General features: G+C 65.0%; 20 protein-coding genes. 15 read left to right on the top strand and 5 right to left on the bottom strand.

Annotation, left to right across the window (positions count from 1 at the left end):
• Positions 1-18: 18 nt before the first annotated feature.
• From BVH73_RS12240 to hslU, 3 genes are all read left to right on the top strand, one after another.
• Positions 19-1,971, top strand: coding sequence for an STAS domain-containing protein (locus tag BVH73_RS12240; RefSeq protein ID WP_079419049.1), 1,953 nt, complete (start codon positions 19-21; stop codon positions 1,969-1,971).
• A gap of 82 nt (positions 1,972-2,053) precedes the next feature.
• A complete protein-coding gene (hslV, locus tag BVH73_RS12235) occupies positions 2,054-2,593 on the top strand; it encodes an ATP-dependent protease subunit HslV (protein ID WP_079419047.1) in 540 nt (179 codons plus the stop codon).
• A gap of 15 nt (positions 2,594-2,608) precedes the next feature.
• Positions 2,609-3,937 (top strand): ATP-dependent protease ATPase subunit HslU, encoded by a 1,329-nt coding sequence (gene hslU, locus BVH73_RS12230; protein WP_079419045.1) that lies wholly within the window; start codon positions 2,609-2,611, stop codon positions 3,935-3,937.
• Here the strand turns inward: hslU and BVH73_RS12225 are convergent.
• The 3 genes from BVH73_RS12225 to uraH all read right to left on the bottom strand — a co-directional run bounded on the left by BVH73_RS12225 (position 3,925) and on the right by uraH (position 6,438).
• Positions 3,925-4,689: a type III pantothenate kinase gene (locus BVH73_RS12225; protein ID WP_079420596.1), complete on the bottom strand. Its 765-nt coding sequence runs from the start codon at positions 4,687-4,689 to the stop codon at positions 3,925-3,927. The two genes, hslU and BVH73_RS12225, sit on opposite strands and share 13 nt — an antisense overlap.
• A gap of 65 nt (positions 4,690-4,754) precedes the next feature.
• Positions 4,755-5,960: a urate hydroxylase PuuD gene (locus BVH73_RS12220; protein ID WP_079419043.1), complete on the bottom strand. Its 1,206-nt coding sequence runs from the start codon at positions 5,958-5,960 to the stop codon at positions 4,755-4,757.
• Between the two features lie 124 nt (positions 5,961-6,084).
• Complete coding sequence (uraH, locus tag BVH73_RS12215; RefSeq protein WP_079419041.1) at positions 6,085-6,438, bottom strand: hydroxyisourate hydrolase; 354 nt, start codon at positions 6,436-6,438, stop codon at positions 6,085-6,087.
• A gap of 185 nt (positions 6,439-6,623) precedes the next feature.
• Between uraH and BVH73_RS12210 the strand changes: the two genes are divergently transcribed.
• From BVH73_RS12210 to BVH73_RS12175, 8 genes are all read left to right on the top strand, one after another.
• On the top strand, positions 6,624-7,385 hold the full coding sequence (locus tag BVH73_RS12210; RefSeq protein ID WP_154048485.1) for a GntR family transcriptional regulator: 762 nt from the start codon (positions 6,624-6,626) through the stop codon (positions 7,383-7,385).
• A gap of 19 nt (positions 7,386-7,404) precedes the next feature.
• On the top strand, positions 7,405-8,352 hold the full coding sequence (gene puuE, locus BVH73_RS12205) for an allantoinase PuuE (protein WP_079419039.1): 948 nt from the start codon (positions 7,405-7,407) through the stop codon (positions 8,350-8,352).
• A gap of 2 nt (positions 8,353-8,354) precedes the next feature.
• Positions 8,355-10,208 (top strand): 2-oxo-4-hydroxy-4-carboxy-5-ureidoimidazoline decarboxylase, encoded by a 1,854-nt coding sequence (uraD, locus tag BVH73_RS12200; RefSeq protein ID WP_079419037.1) that lies wholly within the window; start codon positions 8,355-8,357, stop codon positions 10,206-10,208.
• The gene (locus BVH73_RS12195) at positions 10,205-11,470 is read left to right on the top strand and encodes a M20/M25/M40 family metallo-hydrolase (protein ID WP_079419035.1); all 1,266 of its coding nucleotides are present in this window, start codon (positions 10,205-10,207) and stop codon (positions 11,468-11,470) included. Before uraD ends, BVH73_RS12195 begins: the two co-directional genes overlap by 4 nt.
• Positions 11,471-11,884: 414 nt before the next feature.
• Positions 11,885-13,396, top strand: coding sequence for an NCS1 family nucleobase:cation symporter-1 (locus BVH73_RS12190; protein ID WP_079420592.1), 1,512 nt, complete (start codon positions 11,885-11,887; stop codon positions 13,394-13,396).
• On the top strand, positions 13,396-14,124 hold the full coding sequence (locus tag BVH73_RS12185) for an aspartate/glutamate racemase family protein (RefSeq protein ID WP_079419033.1): 729 nt from the start codon (positions 13,396-13,398) through the stop codon (positions 14,122-14,124). Before BVH73_RS12190 ends, BVH73_RS12185 begins: the two co-directional genes overlap by 1 nt.
• Before the next feature lie 41 nt (positions 14,125-14,165).
• On the top strand, positions 14,166-15,605 hold the full coding sequence (locus BVH73_RS12180) for a nucleobase:cation symporter-2 family protein (protein ID WP_079419031.1): 1,440 nt from the start codon (positions 14,166-14,168) through the stop codon (positions 15,603-15,605).
• A 150-nt stretch (positions 15,606-15,755) separates the two neighbouring features.
• Positions 15,756-16,301 (top strand): hypothetical protein, encoded by a 546-nt coding sequence (locus tag BVH73_RS12175; protein ID WP_079419029.1) that lies wholly within the window; start codon positions 15,756-15,758, stop codon positions 16,299-16,301.
• A 7-nt stretch (positions 16,302-16,308) separates the two neighbouring features.
• On the opposite strand, the gene BVH73_RS12170 is transcribed toward BVH73_RS12175, so the two are convergent.
• Both BVH73_RS12170 and BVH73_RS12165 read right to left on the bottom strand, forming a co-directional pair.
• A complete protein-coding gene (locus tag BVH73_RS12170) occupies positions 16,309-17,541 on the bottom strand; it encodes a nucleoside recognition domain-containing protein (protein ID WP_079419027.1) in 1,233 nt (410 codons plus the stop codon).
• A 47-nt stretch (positions 17,542-17,588) separates the two neighbouring features.
• On the bottom strand, positions 17,589-19,565 hold the full coding sequence (locus BVH73_RS12165; protein ID WP_079420590.1) for a DEAD/DEAH box helicase: 1,977 nt from the start codon (positions 19,563-19,565) through the stop codon (positions 17,589-17,591).
• 287 nt (positions 19,566-19,852) lie between these two features.
• On the opposite strand from BVH73_RS12165, the gene BVH73_RS12160 reads away from it, so the two are divergent.
• From BVH73_RS12160 to BVH73_RS15835, 4 genes are read left to right on the top strand one after another with little or no spacing between them, the layout of a single operon-like run.
• Positions 19,853-20,143, top strand: a complete 291-nt coding sequence (locus BVH73_RS12160) for a phosphopantetheine-binding protein (protein WP_079419025.1) — start codon at positions 19,853-19,855, stop codon at positions 20,141-20,143.
• Positions 20,143-20,838, top strand: a complete 696-nt coding sequence (locus BVH73_RS12155; protein WP_079419023.1) for a COG4648 family protein — start codon at positions 20,143-20,145, stop codon at positions 20,836-20,838. The genes BVH73_RS12160 and BVH73_RS12155 overlap by 1 nt, the downstream gene beginning before the upstream one ends.
• Positions 20,839-20,859: 21 nt before the next feature.
• Entirely contained in the window at positions 20,860-22,245 is a 1,386-nt protein-coding gene (locus BVH73_RS12150) for an AMP-binding protein (RefSeq protein ID WP_154048483.1), read from the top strand.
• A complete protein-coding gene (locus BVH73_RS15835) occupies positions 22,242-22,577 on the top strand; it encodes an ApeI family dehydratase (protein ID WP_154048482.1) in 336 nt (111 codons plus the stop codon). Before BVH73_RS12150 ends, BVH73_RS15835 begins: the two co-directional genes overlap by 4 nt.
• Positions 22,578-22,593: the final 16 nt, after the last annotated feature.

Here is a 22,593-nt window from a genome sequence, read left to right as displayed (position 1 = left end):
TAGAGAGGCCGCAGTGGCATGAGCAGTTCTGATTCAGGTGGTTTCTGGAAGCGGGTGGGCTCTTTCGTCAAGAACCCGACCCGCGACTGGTCGCTGACCGACGAACAGGCGCTTCAGGAGCACGAGAACCTCGCCCGGGTTCGCGCCCGCGAGGATCAGAAGCGGCAGGATGATTTCATCCGCAAGCGCGAACTCGATGGCCTGCGCAAGCTGCGCAAGCGCGAGGCAACCGATCTGGGGATGGATGACAGTCTCCAGACCAATGTGCCCGAGCTGACCTCCCAGCCCGCCCCGATCCAGGACCGGGACGAGACGCTACGCAAGATCAACGAGATCGAGAAGTCGATGGCGGGCGACCACGCCCCGCCCCCGCCCCGCTCACGCGGTGCTGGCCCTCTGACACGCCAGTTCCAGACGACACCCCCGCCGAGCAGCCTGCCTCCTCTGACCACCGGGCAGCCCCCTGTACCGGCAGGCACAGCGGCCCCGGAGCCCGCCAGCAGCACGCTGCACTGGAATCTGGACGCGGCCTACGCCGATACGACGCTGATCACCAAGCCGGGAGCGGCGGCTCCGGCGCCCGCCAACCCGGCTAGCGGCATTCCCACCCACAGTGGCATTCCAACCCAATCGGGCCCCGCGACCGCGCCGGGCGAGCCGTCCACGCATCCGCCGGGGTATGCCCCCACGGTGCCGTTCGTGGCGAGCGCGCCGCTTTCGCCCGTGCGTGGGCCTGAGCCTGCTGCCGTGCCCTTCGACGAACAACCCACGCTCGCCGCCGCGACACGTCTCAGCGACGATGCCCTGCCCTCGCGCATGTCCGGGCCTTCGGGGGACAGCTGGCTGCGATCGAGCAACGATTTCATGCCCAGCGCATTCTTCGCGGTGGAAGTGCACGAGGCCTTGAGCTCGAACCCGCTGTTCGATCAGGCCGTGATGGATTTTGCCAACGGCGACGACGCCGCCGCCGAAACCGCCTTGCGCGACGCCATTTCCAACTCCCAGGACATGGGCTCGGAAAAGGAGCTGTGGCTGGCGCTGTTCGATCTGTTCCGGGCCTCGGGGCAGATCGACAAATTCGAAGCACTGGTGGTCGACTTCGTCAGCCGCTTCCAGACTTCCGCCCCGATGACCGACGACGGTCTGCCGTCTGCCCCGGCGACGGCGCGCCCCGCCCAGGGCGGTTTCAAGCCTTCACTGTTGTTCTCCGCCTCGGTCGACGTCGCCCAGGCGGAACGTCTGCGCAAACTGCTGCTCAACTCGCCTGCGGCCATTGAGATCAGTTTCGAAGGCATACATTCCATCGCAACCGCGGCGTTGCCCGCCTTGGTCGACGCCCTGAAGCGACTCAACCAGGGCGATTGCACCGTCACCCTGCAAGGCGCCGAATCGCTGATGGCGCTGTGTCAGGCCCAGGCGCCGGCAATGCAACGCGAGGCCGACCCGCAATGGTGGGCCTTGCGCCTCGAACTGCTCCGTCTGGCCAATCAACAGGACGATTTCGACGCCATCGCGCTCGACTACTGCGTCACTTACGAAATCTCGCCCCCCACCTGGGAAGCCAGCCGTGCCAAGGTTGAGCTGGCTGGCGCCGAGGCCGGTGCCACGCCCGCTGCATCGGCTACGGTGCCGCCCGAGTTCCAGAACTCCGGCCTCAGCCCCCATTCCATGCTGGGGCATGGCGGCTCGCGTTCGGCACAGCTGCATCTCAGCGGCGAGATTCTCGGCAGCTCCAGTCTGTTCCTGAGCCCGCTGGAGCAGGCGGCGAAGGCACACGAGCAACTGAGCATTTCCCTGCGCCAGTTGCGCCGCATCGATTTTTCGAGCGCGGGCGCCCTGCTGAACTGGGCCATGATGCAGCACGACCTGGGCAAGACCCTTCAGTTCACCGGCGTACACCGGCTGATCGCGGGCCTGTTCAGCATCCTCGGCCTGCACGAACACGCCCTCATCCAGCTGCGGCGCGACTGAACAGCGTCCCTCTGGGGCCGTGTTGATGGGGATTGCGACGCGCACCCCCTTGAGTTTTCTCCTCCCATCCTTACATCCCGGCATGGATCAATATCACGGCACCACCATACTCAGCGTGCGCCGAGGCGCCACCGTTGCCCTGGGCGGCGACGGGCAGGTGACGCTTGGCAATATCGTCGTCAAATCCACTGCGCGCAAGGTCCGCAGGCTCTATAACGACCAGATCCTGGCCGGTTTCGCCGGCGGCACGGCCGATGCGTTCACACTGTTCGAGCGCTTCGAGGCCAAGCTGGAGAAGCACCAGGGCCAGTTGCTGCGAAGCGCCGTCGAACTGGCCAAGGACTGGCGAACCGACCGCATGCTGCGCCGCCTGGAGGCCATGCTCTCGGTGGCGGATGCCGAGCACTCGCTCATCATCACCGGCAACGGCGATGTACTCGAACCCGAACACGGCATCGTCGCCATCGGCTCGGGCGGCGCGTATGCGCAGTCAGCGGCAAGAGCCCTGCTCGAACACACCACGCTGAGCCCGCGCGAGATCGTCGCCCAATCGCTGCGCATCGCGGGCGACATCTGCATCTACACCAACCAGTCTCACACCATTGAAACCCTGGGTGAATAACGAGCCAATAAGCCCATGAACATGACACCCCGCGAAATCGTCTCCGAGCTCGACCGCTTCGTCATCGGCCAGACCAAGGCCAAGCAGGCGGTGGCCATCGCCCTGCGCAACCGCTGGCGCCGCCAGCAGGTGGCCGAGCCGCTGCGGCACGAAATCACCCCGAAAAACATTCTGATGATCGGCCCCACAGGCGTGGGCAAGACGGAGATTGCGCGCCGTCTGGCCAAGCTGGCCGATGCGCCATTCATCAAGATCGAGGCCACCAAGTTCACCGAAGTGGGCTATGTCGGACGCGATGTGGACACCATCATCCGCGACCTGATGGAAGCCGCCGTGAAGCTGGCGCGCGAGACGGCCATGCGCCAGCAGCGTTCGCGTGCGGAAGACCGCGCGGAAGACCGCATCCTCGACGTGCTGCTGCCCGCGCCTGCGGACGCCAACGGTCAAACGGCGTCCATCACCGAGACCAACCCGACCCGGCAGATGCTGCGCAAGCGCCTGCGCGAGGGCCAACTCGATGACAAGGAGATCGAGATCGAAGTGGCCGTTCACCCGGCCAGCGTGGACATCATGGGCCCGCCTGGCATGGAAGACATGACCGAGCAGATCCGTTCGATGTTCGCCAATATGGGCCAGACGCGCAGCAAGACCCGCAAGGTCACCGTGCGCGAGGCCCAGAAGCTGCTCGTCGACGAAGAGGCCTCCAAGCTGGTCAACGAGGACGAGATCAAGACCGGCGCGCTGCGCTCGGTGGAGCAGAACGGCATCGTCTTCCTCGACGAGATCGACAAAGTCGCCTCGCGCAGCGACACGCAGGGCGCCGACGTGTCCCGCCAAGGTGTGCAGCGCGATCTGTTGCCGCTGGTGGAAGGCACGACCGTGAGTACCAAATACGGCATGGTGCGCACCGACCACATCCTGTTCATCGCCAGCGGCGCCTTCCACGTCGCCAAGCCTTCCGATCTGATTCCCGAACTGCAGGGCCGCTTCCCCATCCGGGTGGAACTGGAATCGCTGTCGGTGGCCGATTTCGAGGCCATCCTTACCAGCACCGATGCCAGCCTGACCAAGCAATACGCGGCGCTGCTCGCCACCGACGGCGTGAGCCTGGAGTTCACCGCCGACGGCATCCGGCGCATGGCGGAGGTCGCGTTTCAGGTGAACGAGAAAACCGAGAACATCGGTGCGCGGCGTCTGCACACGGTGATGGAGCGTCTGCTCGAAGATGTGTCTTTCCGTGCCGACGGTTCGCAACACTCAACGGTTCAGGTCGATGCCGCGATGGTGAACGCACGCCTGGGCGACATCGCCCGCGACGAAGACCTGTCGCGCTACGTTCTCTGATGGGAGCGCGCCTGCTGGGCGGCGATGCACAGCAGGCCCTCGAACACCAGGTGCTCGACATGCTGATGCGGCAAGCCCAGTGCGTCGCGCAGCTTCGGCGCCGCCCCGCCGGTCAGCAGCACGCAGACCCCCTGCGGTTCGCGCGCCAGCAGGCGTGCATGCATCTGCCGCGCCGCACCCGCAATGGCCAGGGCGCCGCCGGTCATCAAGGCATCGCTGGTATTGGTGGGGAATGCCACGATCTCGCCTTCGGGTACGCGCAGCCCTGCGGTACCCATCTCCAGCGCCTTGAGCATCAGGCCGAAGCCCGGCAGGATGATGCCGCCGATGAATACCCCTTCGTGACTGAGGCAATCCACGGTGACGGCGGTGCCCACACTGATGATCATCGCCGCCTGATGGGGAAGGCGCTGGCGCGCCCCTAACTGTGCCGCCCAGCGATCGGCTCCCAGGAGCGAAGGCGTGGCATAGCTGTTGCGCACCCCGCATTGCTCCGCCAGCGCGCTGATCCAGTTGCAACGCAGGCCTAGCGCATCGAGTTCCGCACACACGCGGGCGGTCACCACCGCCCCGGCAACCGCACATCCCATGACCTTTTCAGGCCGCGGCTGGGCTGACAGCACATGGCGCAATTGGCCTACGTCTTCCAGCGCCATCGCGCCGCCGGCAAGCAGCGCCGCGCCAGGTTCGGCCTGCGCATAAACGCCCCATTTCAGCCGGGTATTGCCAACATCGAGAACAAGAAGGTGCATGCCATGCGCGCCGCAAAACAGGAACGCACGCACCATAGCAGAGCATGCGGCGATTCCGTCGTCGATCAGGGCCTGGCTCCAGCCTGGATCCAGGACGCCATCTGGGCGCGCTCGACGTCGGTCATCTGCGTAGCGTTGTTCAGGGGCATGGCCTTGAGCACCACAACCTGCTGATAGATCGCCTGGGCGTGACTCACGATCTCGGGCGCCGAATCCAGCCGTACGCCCTTGCTGGCCGCCGCTCCGGCGTGGCACATCAAGCAGCGCTCCTGCACGATGTGCTGCACCTGCGCGAAGCTCACCGGCGCCGCGTTCGCCAGCGCGGGCTGCGGCTTGGGGGCCAGCGCCACGGCCACGGCCAGCATGATGCCGGCGCCGATGATCCAGTACTGCCACTTCCAGGCACCCTTGTGCTTGAGCACGAAGAACTGCCGGATCAGCGCACCGGCCAACATCATCAGCACCAGAACCAGCCAGTTGTTGGGCGCGTCGTACACGAAGCTGTAATGGTTGGACAGCATGGCGAACAGCACCGGCAGGGTGAAGTAGGTGTTGTGCACGCTGCGTTGCTTGCCGCGCTTGCCGTCCAGCGGATCGGGGGTCTGCCCGGCACGCATGGCCGCCACCACGCGGCGCTGGCCCGGAATGATCCAGAAGAACACATTGGCGCTCATCATGGTCGCCAGCATCGCGCCGGTCAGCAAAAACGCCGCCCGGCCCGCGAACAGATGACAGGCCAGCCAGGCCGCGGCCACGACATAGAGCGCCACCAGAAGGCCCACGGTTCGGTCGCCGTTCTTGCCCTGGCCAAACACACGGCAGATGCCGTCGTAGACCAGCCAGCCGACCACGAGAAAGCCCAGCATGGCCGCCACCGCATACCCCGGTGTGCTCCAGGCGAACACCCTCGGATCGACGATGAAGATGCCGGCGTGATAGAAGTAGAGCACGCACAGCAGCGCAAAGCCCGACAACCAGGTGGAATAACTCTCCCAATAAAACCAGTGCAAGTGCTGGGGCAGGTTCTTGGGCGCCACCATGTATTTCTGCGGGTTGTAGAAGCCTCCGCCGTGGACCGCCCACAACTCCCCATCCACGCCTTTGGCCTTCAACCCCGGATCGGTGGGCTTTTCCAGGCTGTTGTCGAGCCAGACGAAATAGAAGGAAGAACCGATCCAGGCAATCGCCACGATGACGTGCAGCCAGCGCAGCAGAAGGTCGGCCCAGTTCATGGCATAGGGCAGGATGGTGGTCATCAAGTCGCTCATCATGACAGCTCCAAAGAGTCATATGAATCGACTTTCGCCACGGCAGGCCCTGCGAAAGTCTGTCGGATCGCGTGCCATCGACGTGGCGCACCGCACTGCGGCGATCCCAGGTGAAACGGCAGCCCTGTCAGCTGCCGCGGTAAGTCGAATAGCTCCAGGGCGACACCAGCAGGGGCACGTGATAGTGTTGCTGCGCGTCGCTCACCCCGAACTCCAGGGGAATCTGATCGAGAAAGGCCGGCTGCGGCAGAGTCAGACCCAGCCCCGTGAAATAGGCGCCGATCTGGAACACCAGGCGATAGCGACCGGGCACGAAGTCGGCCCCCTGCAGCAGGGGGGCATCGCAGCGTCCGTCGGCGTTGGTCTGGGTGGATCGCAGCAGCACCCAGTCTGCCCCCCGATGCGCGTAGAGATCGATGCGCACCGCTGCGGCAGGTCGGCCATGCGCGGTGTCGAGAATGTGTGTGGTCAAGGCGCCCATGGCGGTTTTTTCCTTTGACTGGCTGTGGTTTGCAGGCTTCGAGACGAGACTTTATTGCATACAATTGCAATATAAGTTGTATGCTAATAGCAAACCAAGCAGAATCACAACTACTGGAAAGCGCTGTCTGTTGCCCCCCTGGATATAGCAAACACCATGCCGGACACCACCCAAGGAGTGAGACCATGAATGCGCGCCGAAAACCCACCACAAAGACACAGACGACGCCAGCCGGCAAGGCGCTGAGCGCGGTGGCAACTGGCGAGATCCCGATGGGCGATTCGACACAGACCATCGTCGCTGCCATCACTGGGGCCATCATCGAACATCGTCTGGCGCCGGGCGCCAAGCTCACGGAGCAGAAGATCGCAGCGATCTACGGCGTGTCGCGCACCATCGTGCGGCAGGCCCTGTTCCAGCTCGCGCGCGATCATCTGGTCACGCTCGAACCGGCCCGGGGCGCTTTTGTCGCGCAGCCCTCGGTGGAGGAGGCGCAGCAGGTGTTTGCGGTACGCCGCATGCTCGAACAGCATCTGATCGAGACGTTTTGCGAGAAGGCCGCGGCGAGCGACTTCCGCGCCCTGCGCGCCCACCTCAAACAGGAACAGGCCGTGGTCAGCCGGGTGGATGTCACGGGCCGCACGCGGCTGCTGGGCGATTTCCATGTGCTGATGGCCGAGCGCATCGGCAACCATGTGCTGGCGCAGATTCTGTCGGAGCTGATCTCGCGCTGCGCCCTCATCACGCTCATGTATCAATCGTCGCGCGCGGCGCAGCATTCGTCCGACGAACACGTCGACATTCTCAAGGCCCTGGAGGCCCGCGACGCATCCAAGGCCAAAGCCCTGATGGAAGCCCATCTGCTGGCCACCGAAAGCAGCCTGCTCTATCACCCGAGAACCAGCAGTGCCGACCTCGCCCAGGCACTGGGCAGCTACGCGGCCTGAGCGCCGATCCGAGTACGTCATGTCGACCCAACCCTATCCCCGCGACCTCGTCGGCTATGGCCGCAATCCGCCCCATGCCCGCTGGCCCGGCCAGGCCCGCGTGGCGCTGCAGTTCGTGCTCAATGTGGAAGAAGGCGGTGAGAACTGCGTGCTGCATGGCGACGCGGGCAGCGAGCAGTTTCTGTCCGAACTGTTCAACCCCGCCGCCTACCCGGCACGGCACCTGAGCCTGGAGGGCATCTACGAATACGGCAGCCGCGCCGGCGTGTGGCGCATCCTGCGCGAGTTCGAGCGGCGCGGACTGCCGCTGACGGTCTTCGGCGTGGGCATGGCCTTGCAACGCACACCCGACCTGGCCCGCGCCTGCGTGGAACTCGGTCATGAAATCGCCTGTCACGGCTGGCGCTGGATTCACTATCAAAATCTCGACGAAGCCACCGAGCGCGAGCACATGCGCCTGGGCATGGACGCGATCGAGGCCGTCTGCGGCGTGCGTCCGCTGGGCTGGTATACCGGCCGCGACAGCCCCAACACCCGCCGCCTGGTGGCCGACTTCGGCGGCTTCGCCTACGACAGCGACTATTACGGCGACGACCTGCCTTTCTGGCTGCAGGTGCGCAAGACCGACGGCAGTCTCAGCCCCCATCTGGTCGTGCCCTACACCCTCGACAGCAACGACATGCGCTTCGCCCTGCCCCAGGGCTTTGCGCAGGCCGAAGACTTCTACATTTACCTGCGCGACAGCTTCGACGCGCTCTACGCCGAGGGCGAAGACCAGCCGAAGATGCTCAGCATCGGCATGCATGCGCGCCTGCTCGGCAGGCCCGGCCGCATCCGGGCGCTGCAACGCTTTCTCGATCATGTGCAGCGTCACGACCGCGTGTGGATCGCTCGCCGCATCGACATCGCGCGTCACTGGCAGGCCGAACATCCCTTCGATGCCGCCACGGCCTTTGTCTGGGAGTGATCATGCCCACCCTTGCCGAACTCAACGCCGCCACCCAGACCGACTTCACCGCCGCGATGGAAGGCGTGTATGAACACTCACCGTGGGTCCCCGCCCGCGCCTGGTCGGCCCGCCCCTTTGCCACGCTGGCCGCGCTCAAGCACGCCATGGTGCAGGTGGTGCGCCAGGCCAGCCACGACGAACAGCTCGCACTGATCCGCGCCCACCCGGAGCTGGCGGGCAAGGCCGCGGTGGACGGTGCGCTCACCGCCGAGTCCACGCATGAGCAGGCCCGCGCCGGCCTGGCGCACTGCACGCCCGAAGAGTTCGCGCGCATCAACACCTTGAACGCCGACTATGGCGCGCGCTTTGGCTGGCCCTTCATCCTCGCGGTGCGGGGGCCGCGCGGCACCGGACTGAGCCGCGCCCAGATCCTCGCCACCCTGGCGCGCCGCATCGACAACCCGGCGGAGTTCGAGTTTGCCGAGGCCCTGCGCCAGATCCATCGCATCGCCGAACTGCGGCTGAACGACAAGTTCGGTTTCATGCCTGAACAAGGTCACCAAGTCTGGGACTGGTGCGAGCGCCTCGCCCGCCACAGTGAACCGCCCTGGGCTGAACGGGGCGAACTCACCGCCACCTACCTCACCGACGTTCATCGCGCCGCAGCGGCCGAGATCGCGGCCACCATGCGCGACTGCGGCTTCGACCAGGTGGAAATCGACGCGGTGGGCAACGTGGTCGGCATTTACCACGGCACAGAAGACCTGACCGCCGGGCTTGCCCCCTCCCCTGGCCAGGGGAGGGTTGGGGAGGGGCCGGGCCACAGGCCCCATGGGTTTCCGTCGGGCAGCCGCAGGCTGCTGACGGGAAGCCATTACGACACGGTGCGCAATGCCGGCAAGTACGACGGCCGCATCGGCCACTTCGTCCCCATGGCCTGCGTACGCGCCCTGCACGGCCACGGGCGCCGCCTGCCCTTTGGCCTGGAGGTCGTAGCCTTCGCCGAGGAAGAAGGCCAGCGCTACAAGGCCACTTTCCTCGGCTCGGGCGCTCTGGTGGGCGGCTTCGACCCCGCCTGGCTCGACCAGCGCGATCGCGACGGCATCGCCATGCGAGAGGCGATGAAGCATGCCGGGCTCCCCGCCGACCTGCCCGCCATTGCCGCACTGCGGCGCGACCCAGCCCGCTACCTCGGCTTCGTCGAAGTCCACATCGAACAAGGGCCGGTGCTGAGTTCCCTCGACCTGCCCCTGGGCATCGTCACCTCGATCAACGCCAGCGTGCGCTACGTGGGAGAGATCATCGGCATGGCCAGCCACGCCGGCACCACGCCGATGAACGCACGCCGCGACGCCGCCTGCGCCGCCGCTGAACTCGCCCTGTATCTGGAGCGCCGCGCCGGCGTCGATGGCGACAGCGTGGGCACGGTCGGGCTGCTCGAAGTGCCCGGCGGTTCGATCAACGTGGTGCCCGGACGCTGCCGATTCAGCCTCGACCTGCGCGCGCCCAGCAACGACCAGCGCGACCGCCTGCGCGACGACGTGCTGGCCGAACTCGCCGCGCTTTGCGCAAGGCGCGGCCTGCGCCACACGATCGAAGAAACCATGCGCGAATCCGCCGCGCCGAGCGATCCCGTCTGGCAAGGCCGCTGGGAACAGGCCGTCACCGCCCTGGGCCTGCCCTTGCACCGACTGCCCAGCGGCGCCGGCCACGACGCGATGAAACTCCACACCGCCTTCCCCCAGGCCATGCTGTTCGTGCGCGGCGAAAACGCCGGCATCAGCCACAACCCGCTGGAGTCCAGCACCGCGGACGACCTCGACCTCGCCTGCGCCGCCTTCACTCAACTGCTCGACCAACTCGCCGCATCATGACCGACACCCACCTCGCCCCCGCCTCCCGTGAAGCGCTCTACGCGACGCTCGACCGCTGGATCGACGCGCATTTCGACGAACAGACCCGCCTGTTGCAGGAGCTGGTGCGCGTCCCCACCGACACCCCGCCCGGCAACAATGCACCGCACGCCGAACGCACCGCCGAGCTTCTTGCCGAGTTCGGCATGACCGCCGAAAAAATCGCCATTCCCCCGGCGCTCTGCCGCGAGCAGGGCCTGCAATCCATCACCAACCTCATCGTGCGCAGGCCGTATGGCGCGGGCGGCCCGGTCATTGCCCTCAACGCCCACGGCGACGTGGTGCCCCCGGGGGAAGGATGGACCCACGCCCCCTACGGCGGCGGGGTCGTGGACGGCAAGCTCTACGGCCGGGCCGCCGCCGTCAGCAAATGCGACTTCACCACCTTCACCTTTGCCGTGCGTGCGCTTGAGGCCCTGGGCGTGCCGCTCAGGGGCGGCATCGAACTGCACTTCACCTACGACGAAGAGTTCGGCGGCACCCTCGGCCCCGGATGGCTGCTTGAGCACGGCCTGACCCACCCCGATCTGGAAATCGCCGCCGGCTTCAGCTATCAGGTCGTCAACGCCCACAACGGCTGCCTGCAACTCGAAGTGACGGTGCACGGCGTCATGGCCCATGCCGCCATTCCGCACACTGGGGTGGACGCGCTGCAGGGCGCCGTGGCCATCCTGAACGCCCTCTACGCCCAGAATGCGATCTATCGCCATCTGCACTCGGCAGTGCAAGGCATCGACCATCCTTACCTCAACGTCGGACTGATCGAAGGCGGCACCAACACCAACGTGGTGCCGGGCAAGGTCATCCTCAAACTCGACCGCCGCATGATTCCCGAGGAAGACCCGGCTGCGGTCGAAGCCGAACTGCGTCGCGTCATCGAACAGGCCGCCGCCAGCGTGCCCGGCATCTCCGTGGACATCCGCCGCATGCTGCTCGCACGCGCACTCACCCCGCTGGCCGGTCACGAGAAACTCGCCGTGCCGTTGCAGCGCCACGCGCAAGCCCTGTTCCAGGAGGACATCCCCATCGTCGGCACACCGCTCTACACCGATGTACGCCTCTATGCCGAACACGGCATCCCCGCGGTCATCTACGGTGCCGGCCCCCGCACCGTGCGCGAAAGCAATGCCAAGCGCGCCGACGAACACATCGTCCTCGAAGACCTCCGCCGCGCCACCCAAGTCATCGCCCGCACCCTGCTCGACCTGCTCGACGACGCCTGACGCTGATGAACCCGGCTGGTGCATGGCGCACCACGCTCACCCCCGGACGCCCCGCGCCGCAGCATCCGCTGCGGCGTTTTCATTTTCGGTGTTTTCCCTAGGGTCAAATATGGATTTTTTGTAGACTATTTGAATAATTTTGTATACAACGTATTCCGTCGCTTATCGCAAAACTTGATTTTTTATTTTCTCAGATGAAGTGTCGGCATTTTCAGATGATTGGTTGAGATGCTTGCCGAACTGGCAGCGGTCAATGAAGTCAGGCCCTCATTGACCGCTGCCTGAGCCCCGCAGCACAGGCACAGATATTGCATACAAAATGGATTGACTCGTTACCCAACTGACGTTGTCAAACCCGAAGAGCCGCCGACCCTCAAGCAGAAAACGGCGGCCTTAACTTTGCGACACACTCGACTGGAGGTGCTTTCTGTGAATGCTTCAACCGACGCCCTGGATGCCGGAGCCCCCACCCCGCCTCACGCATCCTCAACCGACATCCTCATCAAACCCGGCTACAACCCACGCTTGGTCAATGCCGAACTGGCCCCTTTGAAAACTCAGCGTTGGGGTGCCTACAACATCTTCGCGTTCTGGATGTCCGACGTGCACAGCGTCGGTGGCTACATCACGGCGGGAAGTCTGTTCGCCCTGGGCTTGGCAAGCTGGCAGGTGCTGGTCTGTTTGCTGGTGGGCATCGTCATCGTGCAGATACTGGCCAATCTGGTCGCCAAACCCAGCCAGGTGTGCGGGGTACCCTATGCCGTCATAAGCCGCGCATCCTTCGGCGTGCTGGGCGCCAACATTCCGGCCATCATCCGGGGCCTCATCGCCTTCGCCTGGTTTGGCATCCAGACCTATCTGGCTTCGAGTGCCCTGATTGTGGTCATCCTGAAATTTCTGCCGGACCTGGCGCCCTATGCCGATGTCGGACGCTATGGCTTCGTCGGCCTGTCCGCACTGGGCTGGGCGGCCTATATGGTGCTATGGGTGCTGCAGGCCCTGGTGTTCTGGAAGGGCATGGAGGCGGTTCGGGTGTTCATCGACTGGGCAGGTCCTGCGGTCTATGTCGTGATGGCCGCGCTGACTGTTTACCTGGTCGCCAAGGCGGGTTGGGCGCACATCGACCTGAATCTCGGCTCGGTGAAGTTCACCGGTCTGCAGGCACTGCCCGTGATGATCAATGCCATTGCACTCGTGGTCTCGTATTTCTCCGGGCCTCTGCTGAACTTCGGAGACTTCGCCCGCTACAACAAAAGCATGAAAGCGGTGAAGAAAGGCAATTTCTGGGGCTTGCCGGTCAACTTTCTTGGCTTCTCCATCCTGACCGTGATCACCACGGCGGCCACACTGCCGGTGTTCGGCAAACTCATCACCGACCCGGTCGAGACGGTGAGCCACATCGACAGCACCTTTGCCGTGGTCCTGGGCGCGATGACCTTTACGCTGGCCACCATGGGCATCAACATCGTGGCCAACTTCGTGCCGCCCGCGTTTGACTTCTGCAATGTCGCTCCGCAGAAAATCAGTTGGCGCATGGGCGGCATGATCGCTGCGGTCGGCTCGATCTTCATCACGCCGTGGAACATCTTCAACAACCCGACGATGATCCATTACACCCTCGACATTTTGGGCGCCTTCATTGGGCCGCTGTTCGGCATTCTCATCGCCGACTACTACCTGATCAAAAAGCAGCGCATCGACATCGACTCGCTCTACAGCATGGAGCCCGAAGGCCGATACTGGTATGCGGGCGGAGTCAACCTCAAGGCCGTTGCCGCGCTCATTCCAGCGGCCTTGATCGCCGTGCTCATGGTGCTGATCCCTGCGTTCTCCAGCTTCGCCAACTTCACCTGGTTCATCGGTTGCGGGCTTGGGATGCTGCTTTATGTCGTGATCCACGGCACCTCAAAACCTATTCCGCACTGATGAAAATCCTGATCGTCAATCCCAATTCCACGGCCAGCATGACGGCCAAGATCGGCGCCGTCGCCACCGAGGTCGCGGCGCCCGGCACCACGGTCACTGCCGTCAACCCGACGGACTCTCCAGCCTCCATCGAGTGCCATACCGAGGAGGCGCTGTGTGTGCCTGGCCTGTTGCGCTGCATTCAGGATGGGGAAGCGCAAGGCTATGACGCCTACGTCATAGCCTGCTTTGGTGATCCGGGCCTTGAAGCCGCGCGAGAACTCGCCAAGGGTACGGTGATCGGCATCGCGGAAGCCGCCATGCATGCGGCCAGTCTGGTGGCGCCTTCCTTCAGCGTGGTCACCACACTGGCGCGTACCACGGGCATGGCATGGCATCTGGCCGAACGCTATGGCATGCAGCGCTTTTGCAAGAACGTGCGCGCCGCCGACGTTCCCGTCCTCGACCTGGAAGACCCGTCCAAGAACGCCCGGACACTGATTCGCGACGAATGCCTGCGGGCCTTGCAGGAAGACCGCAGCGAGGCCATCGTGCTGGGCTGTGCCGGCATGACCGACCTGTGCCGCTGGCTTTCGGCCGAACTCGACGTGCCGGTCATCGACGGCGTGTCTGTGGCTGTCAAATTCGCCGAATCTCTGGCCACGCTCGGACTGAAAACCAGCAAGCTGGGGCCATGGGCCCCACCGCCCGTGAAGCCGCTATGCGGTCTGGCCCGTATCGCAAGGTAGCCGCCAGGACACTGCCCACCCACTCTCGCGAGGTCGTCGCCATGCCCTCCATCACGCCCGAACCGTCTCCTGCATCGCCCACCGTTTCCGCCGTCGACACGGTACCGCCACCGCCCAAACTGCTCGCCCTCGGCCTGCAGCATGTGCTGGTGATGTATGCCGGCGCGGTGGCCGTACCCCTGATCGTCGGCGCAGCGCTCAAACTGTCCCCCGAGCATCTGGCGCTGCTCATCAGTGCCGACCTGTTCTGTTGCGGTCTGGTGAGCATCATCCAGTCAGCCGGCATGACACGCTGGTTCGGCATCCGCATGCCAGTGATGATGGGCGTGACCTTCGCCTCGGTCGGCCCGATGATCGCCATCGGCACCACACCCGGCATGGGCCTGCCGGACATCTTCGGCGCGGTCATCGCCGCGAGCCTATTCGGCATGCTGATGGCTCCGCTGGCCTGTCGGCTGCTCGGGCTCTTTCCGCCCGTGGTCACGGGCACGGTCATCACCATCATCGGCGTCTCGCTGATGAAAGTCGGCATCGAATGGGCCGTGGGCGGCGCCTGGCTCAAGCCGATGATTCCCGACACCACACCGGGCGCTGCCGCTGGCGCGATGACGGCCAATCCGGCCTATGCGTCGCTGCAAGGGCTGGGCATTGCGCTGTTCGTGCTGATCGTCATTCTGCTCATCAGCAAGTACGGACGCGGCTTTCTGGGCAATGTTGCCGTCTTGCTGGGGCTGGTGGCCGGCTGCGCGCTCGCGGCCTCGCTCGGGCAGATGCATTTCGGCGACGTGGCGCGGGCCGATGCCTTTCATCTCGTCCTGCCCTTCCAGTTCGGCCTGCCGCAGTTCGCACTCGTGCCCGTGTTGACCATGTGTACCGTGCTGCTGGTGGTGTTCGTCGAGTCCACCGGCATGTTCTTCGCCCTGGGCGAGATGACCGGCCGCACCATTGACCGCGCCGCCCTGGCCCGTGGCCTGCGTACGGACGGCCTGGGTACCGTGCTCGGCGGCGTCTTCAACACCTTTCCCTACACCTCCTTCTCGCAGAACGTCGGGCTGGTCGGCGTGACCGGCGTGCGCAGTCGCTGGGTTACGGTGACCGGAGGGCTCATCATGCTGGTGCTCGGGCTCATCCCCAAACTGGGCGCGCTGGTTGCCGCCGTGCCCCAGGCTGTGCTGGGCGGAGCTGGGCTGGCCATGTTCGGCATGGTGGCGGCCACGGGCATTCGCATTCTCGGCGGGGTGGACTTCAAGACGAATCGGCACAATCTGCTGATCGTGGCCTTCGGGATTGGTTTTGGCATGATTCCCCTGGTGGCGCCGCAGTTCTTTCTTCATTTCCCTGCCGCACTTTCCCCACTGTTGCACAGCGGTATTCTGCTGAGCACTATCGTTGCCGCAGGGTTGAATCTGTTTTTCAATGGCTATGTTGCAGACACGGGAGCCTCGCGGCGCGCCGCAGAAGGCGCGGGCAGCCTGCACTGAACCCTTCGCCTCTGTTCCGGCCCAGCCGATCCTCTTGTACGGCCCGCTGCCAGCCACGCATCGACTCCTCTACACTCGACGCATCGTTCTCGGCCATGAGCGCGACAGCTCGCTTTGGCAAGCGCCATTCGGCCATAAAGCAGATCATCGATGAGTCCAGACATCCTCTACTTCAAGACCGAGCTGGGACAGCGCGAAATCGCGAAGCAGAATCTGCTGCACTCGCGGCCCCTGCGCAATGTGTTGCTGATGGTGGACGGCAAGCGCGACGTCATCGCGTTGCAGGCTTTGATCGGTTCGATTTCCGCGCCGCAAGACGCATTGCAGCAACTGCTCGCCCTGGGCCTGATCGCGGCACCCGCGGCCCCGCCGCCCCCGCCTGCGCCGACGCCGGTCGAAGCGAGCGATTCCTTCCTGCATGACGACGACGAGCTGCCGTCGGAACTGAATCTCGATACCCGCACGGCACCCGAGCACACCGACGTCACGGCCGATTTTTCCCGCCTTTACCAACAGCTCAACGGTCTGGTGAGTGCGAATCTGGGAATGATCAAGGCTTACAGCATGCAGCTCAAAATCGAACAATGCCAGACGCCCGATCAGTTGATTGCCCTGCTCCCCGAAATCAAGGCCGCGCTGGTGGCCAAACACGGCGAGGTCAAGGCCGTTGCACTGCTGCGCCAACTGCGTCAGTGATACACCCTCAGCGCGGAGCGAAGAACCAGGCGCAGACCACGATCGAGGCCACCACACCCGCCAGATCGGCCACCAGCGCGCAACCAACGGTGTGGCGCACCCGGCGTATGCCCACCGCCCCGAAATACACCGCCACTACGTAGAAGGTGGTCTCGGTACTGCCCTGCATCGTCGCCGCAAGCAGCGCCGGGTAGCTGTCCACACCGTAGTGCTGCATGGTCTCGATCAGCATGGCGCGCGCGGCACTGCCTGAGAAGGGCTTGACCAGGGCCGTGGGCAGTGCAGCCACGAAGTCGGTGTTCATCCCGAGCCCGTGCACCGCCCAGCGAATGCCTTCGAGCGCATAGCCCAGCGCGCCCGAGGCACGCAGCACTCCCACGGCGCACAACATGGCTACCAGATAGGGCAGCAGGTCGCGGGCCACGCCGAAACCGTCTTTTGCGCCTTCGATGAAGGCCTCGTACACCGGTACCCGCTTGACCGCCCCTGCCAGCAGAAAGGCGAGGATGACGCCGAACAGCACCAGATTGCCAACCAGCGCCGAGACGCTGGCGAGCGCCGCCGCGCTGAGCGTGGCCAGCCCCGCGAGCAGCGCGCCCAGCAGCAGCGCGCCGCCGCCCAAGTAGGCCAGCGCCACAGGATCCCACAGTTTGAGTCGCTGCATCCAGGCCACGCTGAGCAGGCCCGCCAGCGTGGATGCGCTGGTGGCGATGAGGATGGGGAGAAACACCAGCGTGGGGTCGGGCGCTCCCTGCTGTGCGCGGTACATGAAAATGCTCACCGGCAGCAGCGTCAACGACGAGGCGTTGAGCACCAGGAACAGGATCTGCGCGTTGCTGGCCGTGTCCTGACTGGGGTTGAGCGTCTGCAACTCGCGCATGGCGCGCAGGCCGATGGGCGTGGCGGCGTTGTCCAGGCCCAGCACATTCGCGGCGAAATTCAGTGTGATGAGCCCGATGGCCGGATGCCCCTGCGGCACCTCCGGCATCAGCCGCCTGAACAGGGGCCCCAGCGCACGCGCCAGCAGTTCGACCAAGCCCGCGCGCTCGGCGATGCGAAGCAAGCCCAGCCACAGGGTGAGGGTACCGAACAGCAGCACCATGACCTCGACCGAGAGCTTGGCCATGGCGAACAGGCTCTCGGTCATGGCGGCGAACACCGCCGCATCCCCCAGAGCCCAGCGAGCCAGCGCCGCCCCGGCCGACACCAGAAAGAAGCCAAGCCAGAGACGGTTGAGCATCCGTTCAGCCGACGAAGCGCCTTAGGCCCCTGCGTCGCCCAGTCGCGTCAAGGCTTGCGCTTGAACGACTTGCCGCCGGGCATCGGCGCGGCGCGGCGCTTGGGCGCAGTCGACGCATCGCCCGAGTCGAAACGCCGCGCGGGCGCTCGCGTCGCCGGACGCTCCCGGCCGCCCGTATCGCGCACCGGCTCCGCCTTGCTGAGCTGCAATTGCCGTCCGCCCACCCAGGTCTTCTGCAGGGTGCGGAACACATCCTTGGGCATGCCTTCGGGCAGTTCGACGAAGCTGTGGTCGCCGCGAATGGCGATATTGCCGATGTGCTTGTTCTCCAACCCGGCCTCGTTGGCGATGGCGCCGACCAGATTGCGCACCTCCACACCGTGATCGCGACCGACTTCCACACGATAGGTTTCGAAGCGCAGATCGCCCGAGCCATGCGGACCACGCGCCGTGCGCTCGGCGCGCGGCGCGGTCTCCGCAGGCGCCTCATGCGGCGCGGCATCAGCCGCCTCACGCGCCTGCATCAGAGTCTGGGTGAAATCGTCGAGATCGCGGGCTTTGGCGCGCTCACGCGGAGCGCGTGCCGCCGACGTCTCCTCACGTGAGGGCCGCGCGGGACGAGCCGTGCGCGGCTCGCGGGTTTCGCGCGGCTCGCGCTCGCGGCGAGGTGGCGACGATTCTGCACTGTAGGCGGGCTCACTGCCCGGGCGCATCAGCAAAGGCTTGTTGCCCTGCACCATGCGCGCCAGCGCGGCGGCAATCTCGATGGCCGGAATGTCGAACGCCTGCTCGTAACGCTCGACCAGCCGCTGATAATCCTCCAGTCCCTCCTGCTCCCGCGCTTCGGTGATGCGGTCCATGAAGCGGTTGATGCGGCTGTCGTTGACCGCTTCGGTGCTGGGCAGTTGCATCTGCGTGATGGGCTGGCGCGTGGCCCGCTCGATGGCGCGCAGCAAATGCCGCTCGCGCGGGGTGACGAACAGAATGGCATCGCCACTGCGCCCCGCACGGCCGGTGCGGCCGATGCGGTGCACATAGCTTTCGGTATCGGTCGGGATGTCGTAGTTCACCACATGGCTGATGCGCTCGACGTCCAGCCCCCGCGCCGCCACATCGGTGGCCACGAGGATGTCGAGCTGACCGTCCTTGAGCCGCTGCACCATGCGCTCGCGCAACGCCTGCGGCACGTCGCCATTGAGCGCGGCCGCGGTGAACCCGCGCGCCGCGAGCTTTTCCGCCAATTCCTCGGTCGCCTGCTTGGTGCGGGCGAAGATGATCATGCCGTCGAAAGGCTCGACCTCCAGGATGCGGGTGAGCGCGTCGAGCTTGTGCAGACCGCTGACCATCCAGTAGCGCTGCTGAATGTGCGTGGCCGTGGTCGTGGCCGCCTTGATGGTGATCTCCTGCGGATCGCGCAGATAGGTTTGCGCAATCCGGCGGATGGCCGCAGGCATGGTCGCCGAAAACAGCGCCACCTGCCGCTGCGGCGGCGTCTTCTGCAGGATGGACTCGACGTCGTCGATGAAGCCCATGCGCAACATCTCGTCGGCCTCGTCGAGCACCATGTGCGCCAGTTGATCGAGCTTGAGCGTGCCGCGCTCCAGGTGATCGATGATGCGCCCCGGCGTACCGACCACCACATGCGCGCCTCGCTTGAGCGAGGCGAGCTGCGGAATGTAGCTTTGCCCGCCATAGATCGGCAGTACGTTGAAACCCGGCAGATGAGTGGCATAGCGCGCAAAGGCCTCGGCCACCTGAATGGCCAGTTCACGCGTGGGCGCCAGCACCAGCGCCTGGGTATGCCGGGCGCTGCAATCGATCTTCGCCAGGATGGGCAGCGCAAACGCTGCCGTCTTGCCCGTTCCGGTCTGGGCCTGACCCAGGACGTCGCGCCCGTCCAGCAACGGCGGAATAGTGGCCGCCTGAATGGGCGACGGAGTTTCATACCCCACATCGCGCAGGGCTTGCAACAGCGGTTCAGGCAAGCCGAGTTCGGCAAAGGGGGAGTTTTCTTGGGAAGTCATGATGTTGGCCTTGAAGACGGCTAAACCTCCATTGTGCGCGCGAAGGCGGCCCCGATAAGAATCCGGACGAAGGAGCGCAGGCTCCAAAGCCATCGGTACAGCTCCTTTCCACCACCTGCGATGCGGGGTCCTATCGTGAGTAACACGTTGGTTCTGGCAGCAAAAAACAGTGACAAACCGGCGTCTGCCCTGCCGACTCGCGGCGGCATCGGACCCACCCCCATCTTTTATACTCCGCCCCAGTTTGAGATGCACACCCAACGCTGTGCCACCGCCTGCTTGCCTCCATGTCCGTGTCTGATTTCCCCTCACAATCCGCCGATCCTGCCTTCATCCACGAGATTTCGCAGCTCATCGTGACCTCTCTTGGCCTCGACGTCGAAGCCGACCGGATCGATCCGGACGCTCCGATCTATGGCGAAGGGCTGGGGTTGGACTCCATCGACATCCTTGAGATCGCCTTGGTGATTTCCAAACGATTCGGCGTGCAATTGCGGGCAGACGACGCCGACAATCAGCGCATCTTCAGTTCGCTGCGGCATCTCGCCGATCACATTGCTGCCATGAGAGGGGCGTAATGAACCCCGCTGCGCGCGCTGGGTGGCTGCCCCGCGCCTTGATCGGGATCCTGCTTGCCGCCTTTCCGGTCCTGTCCTTCATCGGAGCACGTCTGCCCGAGCCCAACGCATTCGGCGCGGCGGCTGCGACGGCGCCCACCCTGTTGATGGTGACATGGATGGCTTGGCAGGCCGAACGGCGCGCTGTGGCGCTGTTCCTTCTGGTCTTGCTGCTCGGCGCGATGTGGTCTCAGCGCGCTTTGCTGCTACGCCATTACAACCTGGCCTTTCTGGCCGAGTATGCGGGCATGATGGGGCTGCTCGCCTGGGTCTTCGGACGAACCCTGCTTGAAGGACAAACGCCGCTGGTCAGCCGGTTCGCGCTGATGGCCCATGGAACCCTTTCACCCCTGGTGCGTCACTACACACGGGGCGTCACCTGGGCCTGGACTCTGTTTTTCTGTCTTATGGCGTTCACCTCGATTCTGGTGTTCGTCATCACCCCGTTGTCGCTCTGGGCCGTCTTCGCCAATGTCGTGAGTCCTTTGCTCATGCTGGCGATGTTTGTGGGGGAATACCTAGTGCGCCGCATTTTGGTACCGGCACACGAGCGATCAGGGCCCATTGCGGCGATCCGCGCTTATTGGCACTACAACCAGCACCGGCACGCTGCGAAAGTGCAACCGGCGCGCGCGCGAACAAGCGAACTTCGCTGAAGCCCCACGACCAGGCCGCCCATGCCCACCCTGCCCCTGCTCGCCGACTTCAAATCGCCCGATGACCTTTTCGCCTGGCGTCAGGGGCGCCCTGTGCGAGTCAGAGAGTTTCTGTGCGAAGTCGAGCAGCTCGCCGCCGCCATGCCCGAAGGGAGGCACGTTCTCAATACCTGTTCAGACCGCTACGAATTTTGTGTCGGTTTTGCTGCGGCCGTCAGCAGTGGGCGCGTCAGTCTGCTGCCCTCGACACGTACGCCCGATACGGTGGCGCAACTGCGTGAGCTCGCCCCCGACCTGTTTCACCTCGGCGACGCGCCCGGAGGGCTCGATCTGCCGTTCATGCGTTTTCCCGAGCACATCGCTGGCGCCGGTGCCGCGATGCCGGCGATGCCGGCGATGCCGGCGATGCCGGCGATGCCGACGATGCCGGTGGATCAGTGCGTCGCCAAGGTATTTACTTCAGGTTCCACCGGCGCGCCGCAGGCCCATGCCAAGACCTGGGGGGCGCTGTCGCACTGCGTTCAGGCCGGCGCGACAAGAATCCGCGAAGAAGCGCAATGTGGTCCGCTGCAGATCGTAGGCACGGTGCCACCGCAGCACATGTACGGCTTCGAGTCCACCCTGCTGCTGGCGCTGCAGGGCGGCGCGGTGCTCAGCGCCGCCCATCCGTTCTACCCGGCAGACATCGCAACCGCCCTGGCCGATGTGCCCTCGCCGCGCCTGCTGGTGTCCACCCCGGTGCATCTGCGCGCCCTGATGGATTCCGGGGTCAGTCTGCCGCCCATCGCCATGGTCCTCTGTGCCACCGCACCGCTGGACAGTCCACTGGCCACCGCACTGGAACAACATCTCGGCGCGCCCCTGCTGGAAATCTACGGCTCAACCGAAACCGGACAGATCGCCACGCGTCGCACCGCCAGAACGGAACTCTGGACGCTTTTCCCCGAGGTGACCCTTCAGGAAACGGCCCAAGGTCAGATCTGGGCGCTTGGCGGCCATCTGTCCGAGCCGACTGCACTGAGCGACCACATCGACCAGCGCGATGCCCAGCGGTTCCGGCTGCTGGGACGCCATGCCGATATGGTCAACATCGCCGGCAAGCGCAGCTCGATCGCCCATCTCAATCACCAGCTGCTCGACATACCCGGCGTGAAGGACGGCGCGTTTCACATGCCCGACGACGACACTGCCGCAGGCGTCCAGCGACTCATGGCCTTTGTCGTGGCGCCCGGCCTGCCGCAAGACGAAGTGATGGCCGCGCTGCGCCTGCGCATCGAGCCGACATTCCTGCCGCGGCCGCTGATCATGATGGATGCTCTGCCTCGCAACCCGACTGGCAAGCTGCCCCGCACCGTACTGCAGGCCCTGGCGACGGAGTTCGCTCACAGGACGACCGCTCAGCCATGACCTGCACCGAGATTCTGCCCACCTACGGCGCGGATCACCCCGCCTTCCCGGGACACTTCCCGGGGCGCCCCATCGTGCCTGGCGTCCTGCTCCTCGATGCGGTGCTGCAGCGGCTCTGCCTCGTCCGGGGCCTGGACGAAGGTCATTGCCGCATCGTCAACACCAAGTTCATCAGCCCGGTCGAACCGGGGCAATCCCTTCAGCTCAGCCACAGCACCGATGCCACCGGGCAGTGGCATTTTCGCCTGCACACGGTCGATGGCGCGCGTCTGGTCGCCTCCGGCCAGGTGCACAGCATGACCGAGCCCCCACGGCGCGTCGCCAGTCCATGAACGAGCCGGGCGCATC

It is taken from the genome of Thiomonas intermedia (assembly GCF_002028405.1).
In the GTDB taxonomy this organism is placed as follows: Bacteria; Pseudomonadota; Gammaproteobacteria; order Burkholderiales; family Burkholderiaceae_C; genus Thiomonas; species Thiomonas intermedia.
Note: the sequence above shows the minus strand (reverse complement) of the source record. Positions and strands in the feature narration are given on the sequence as shown.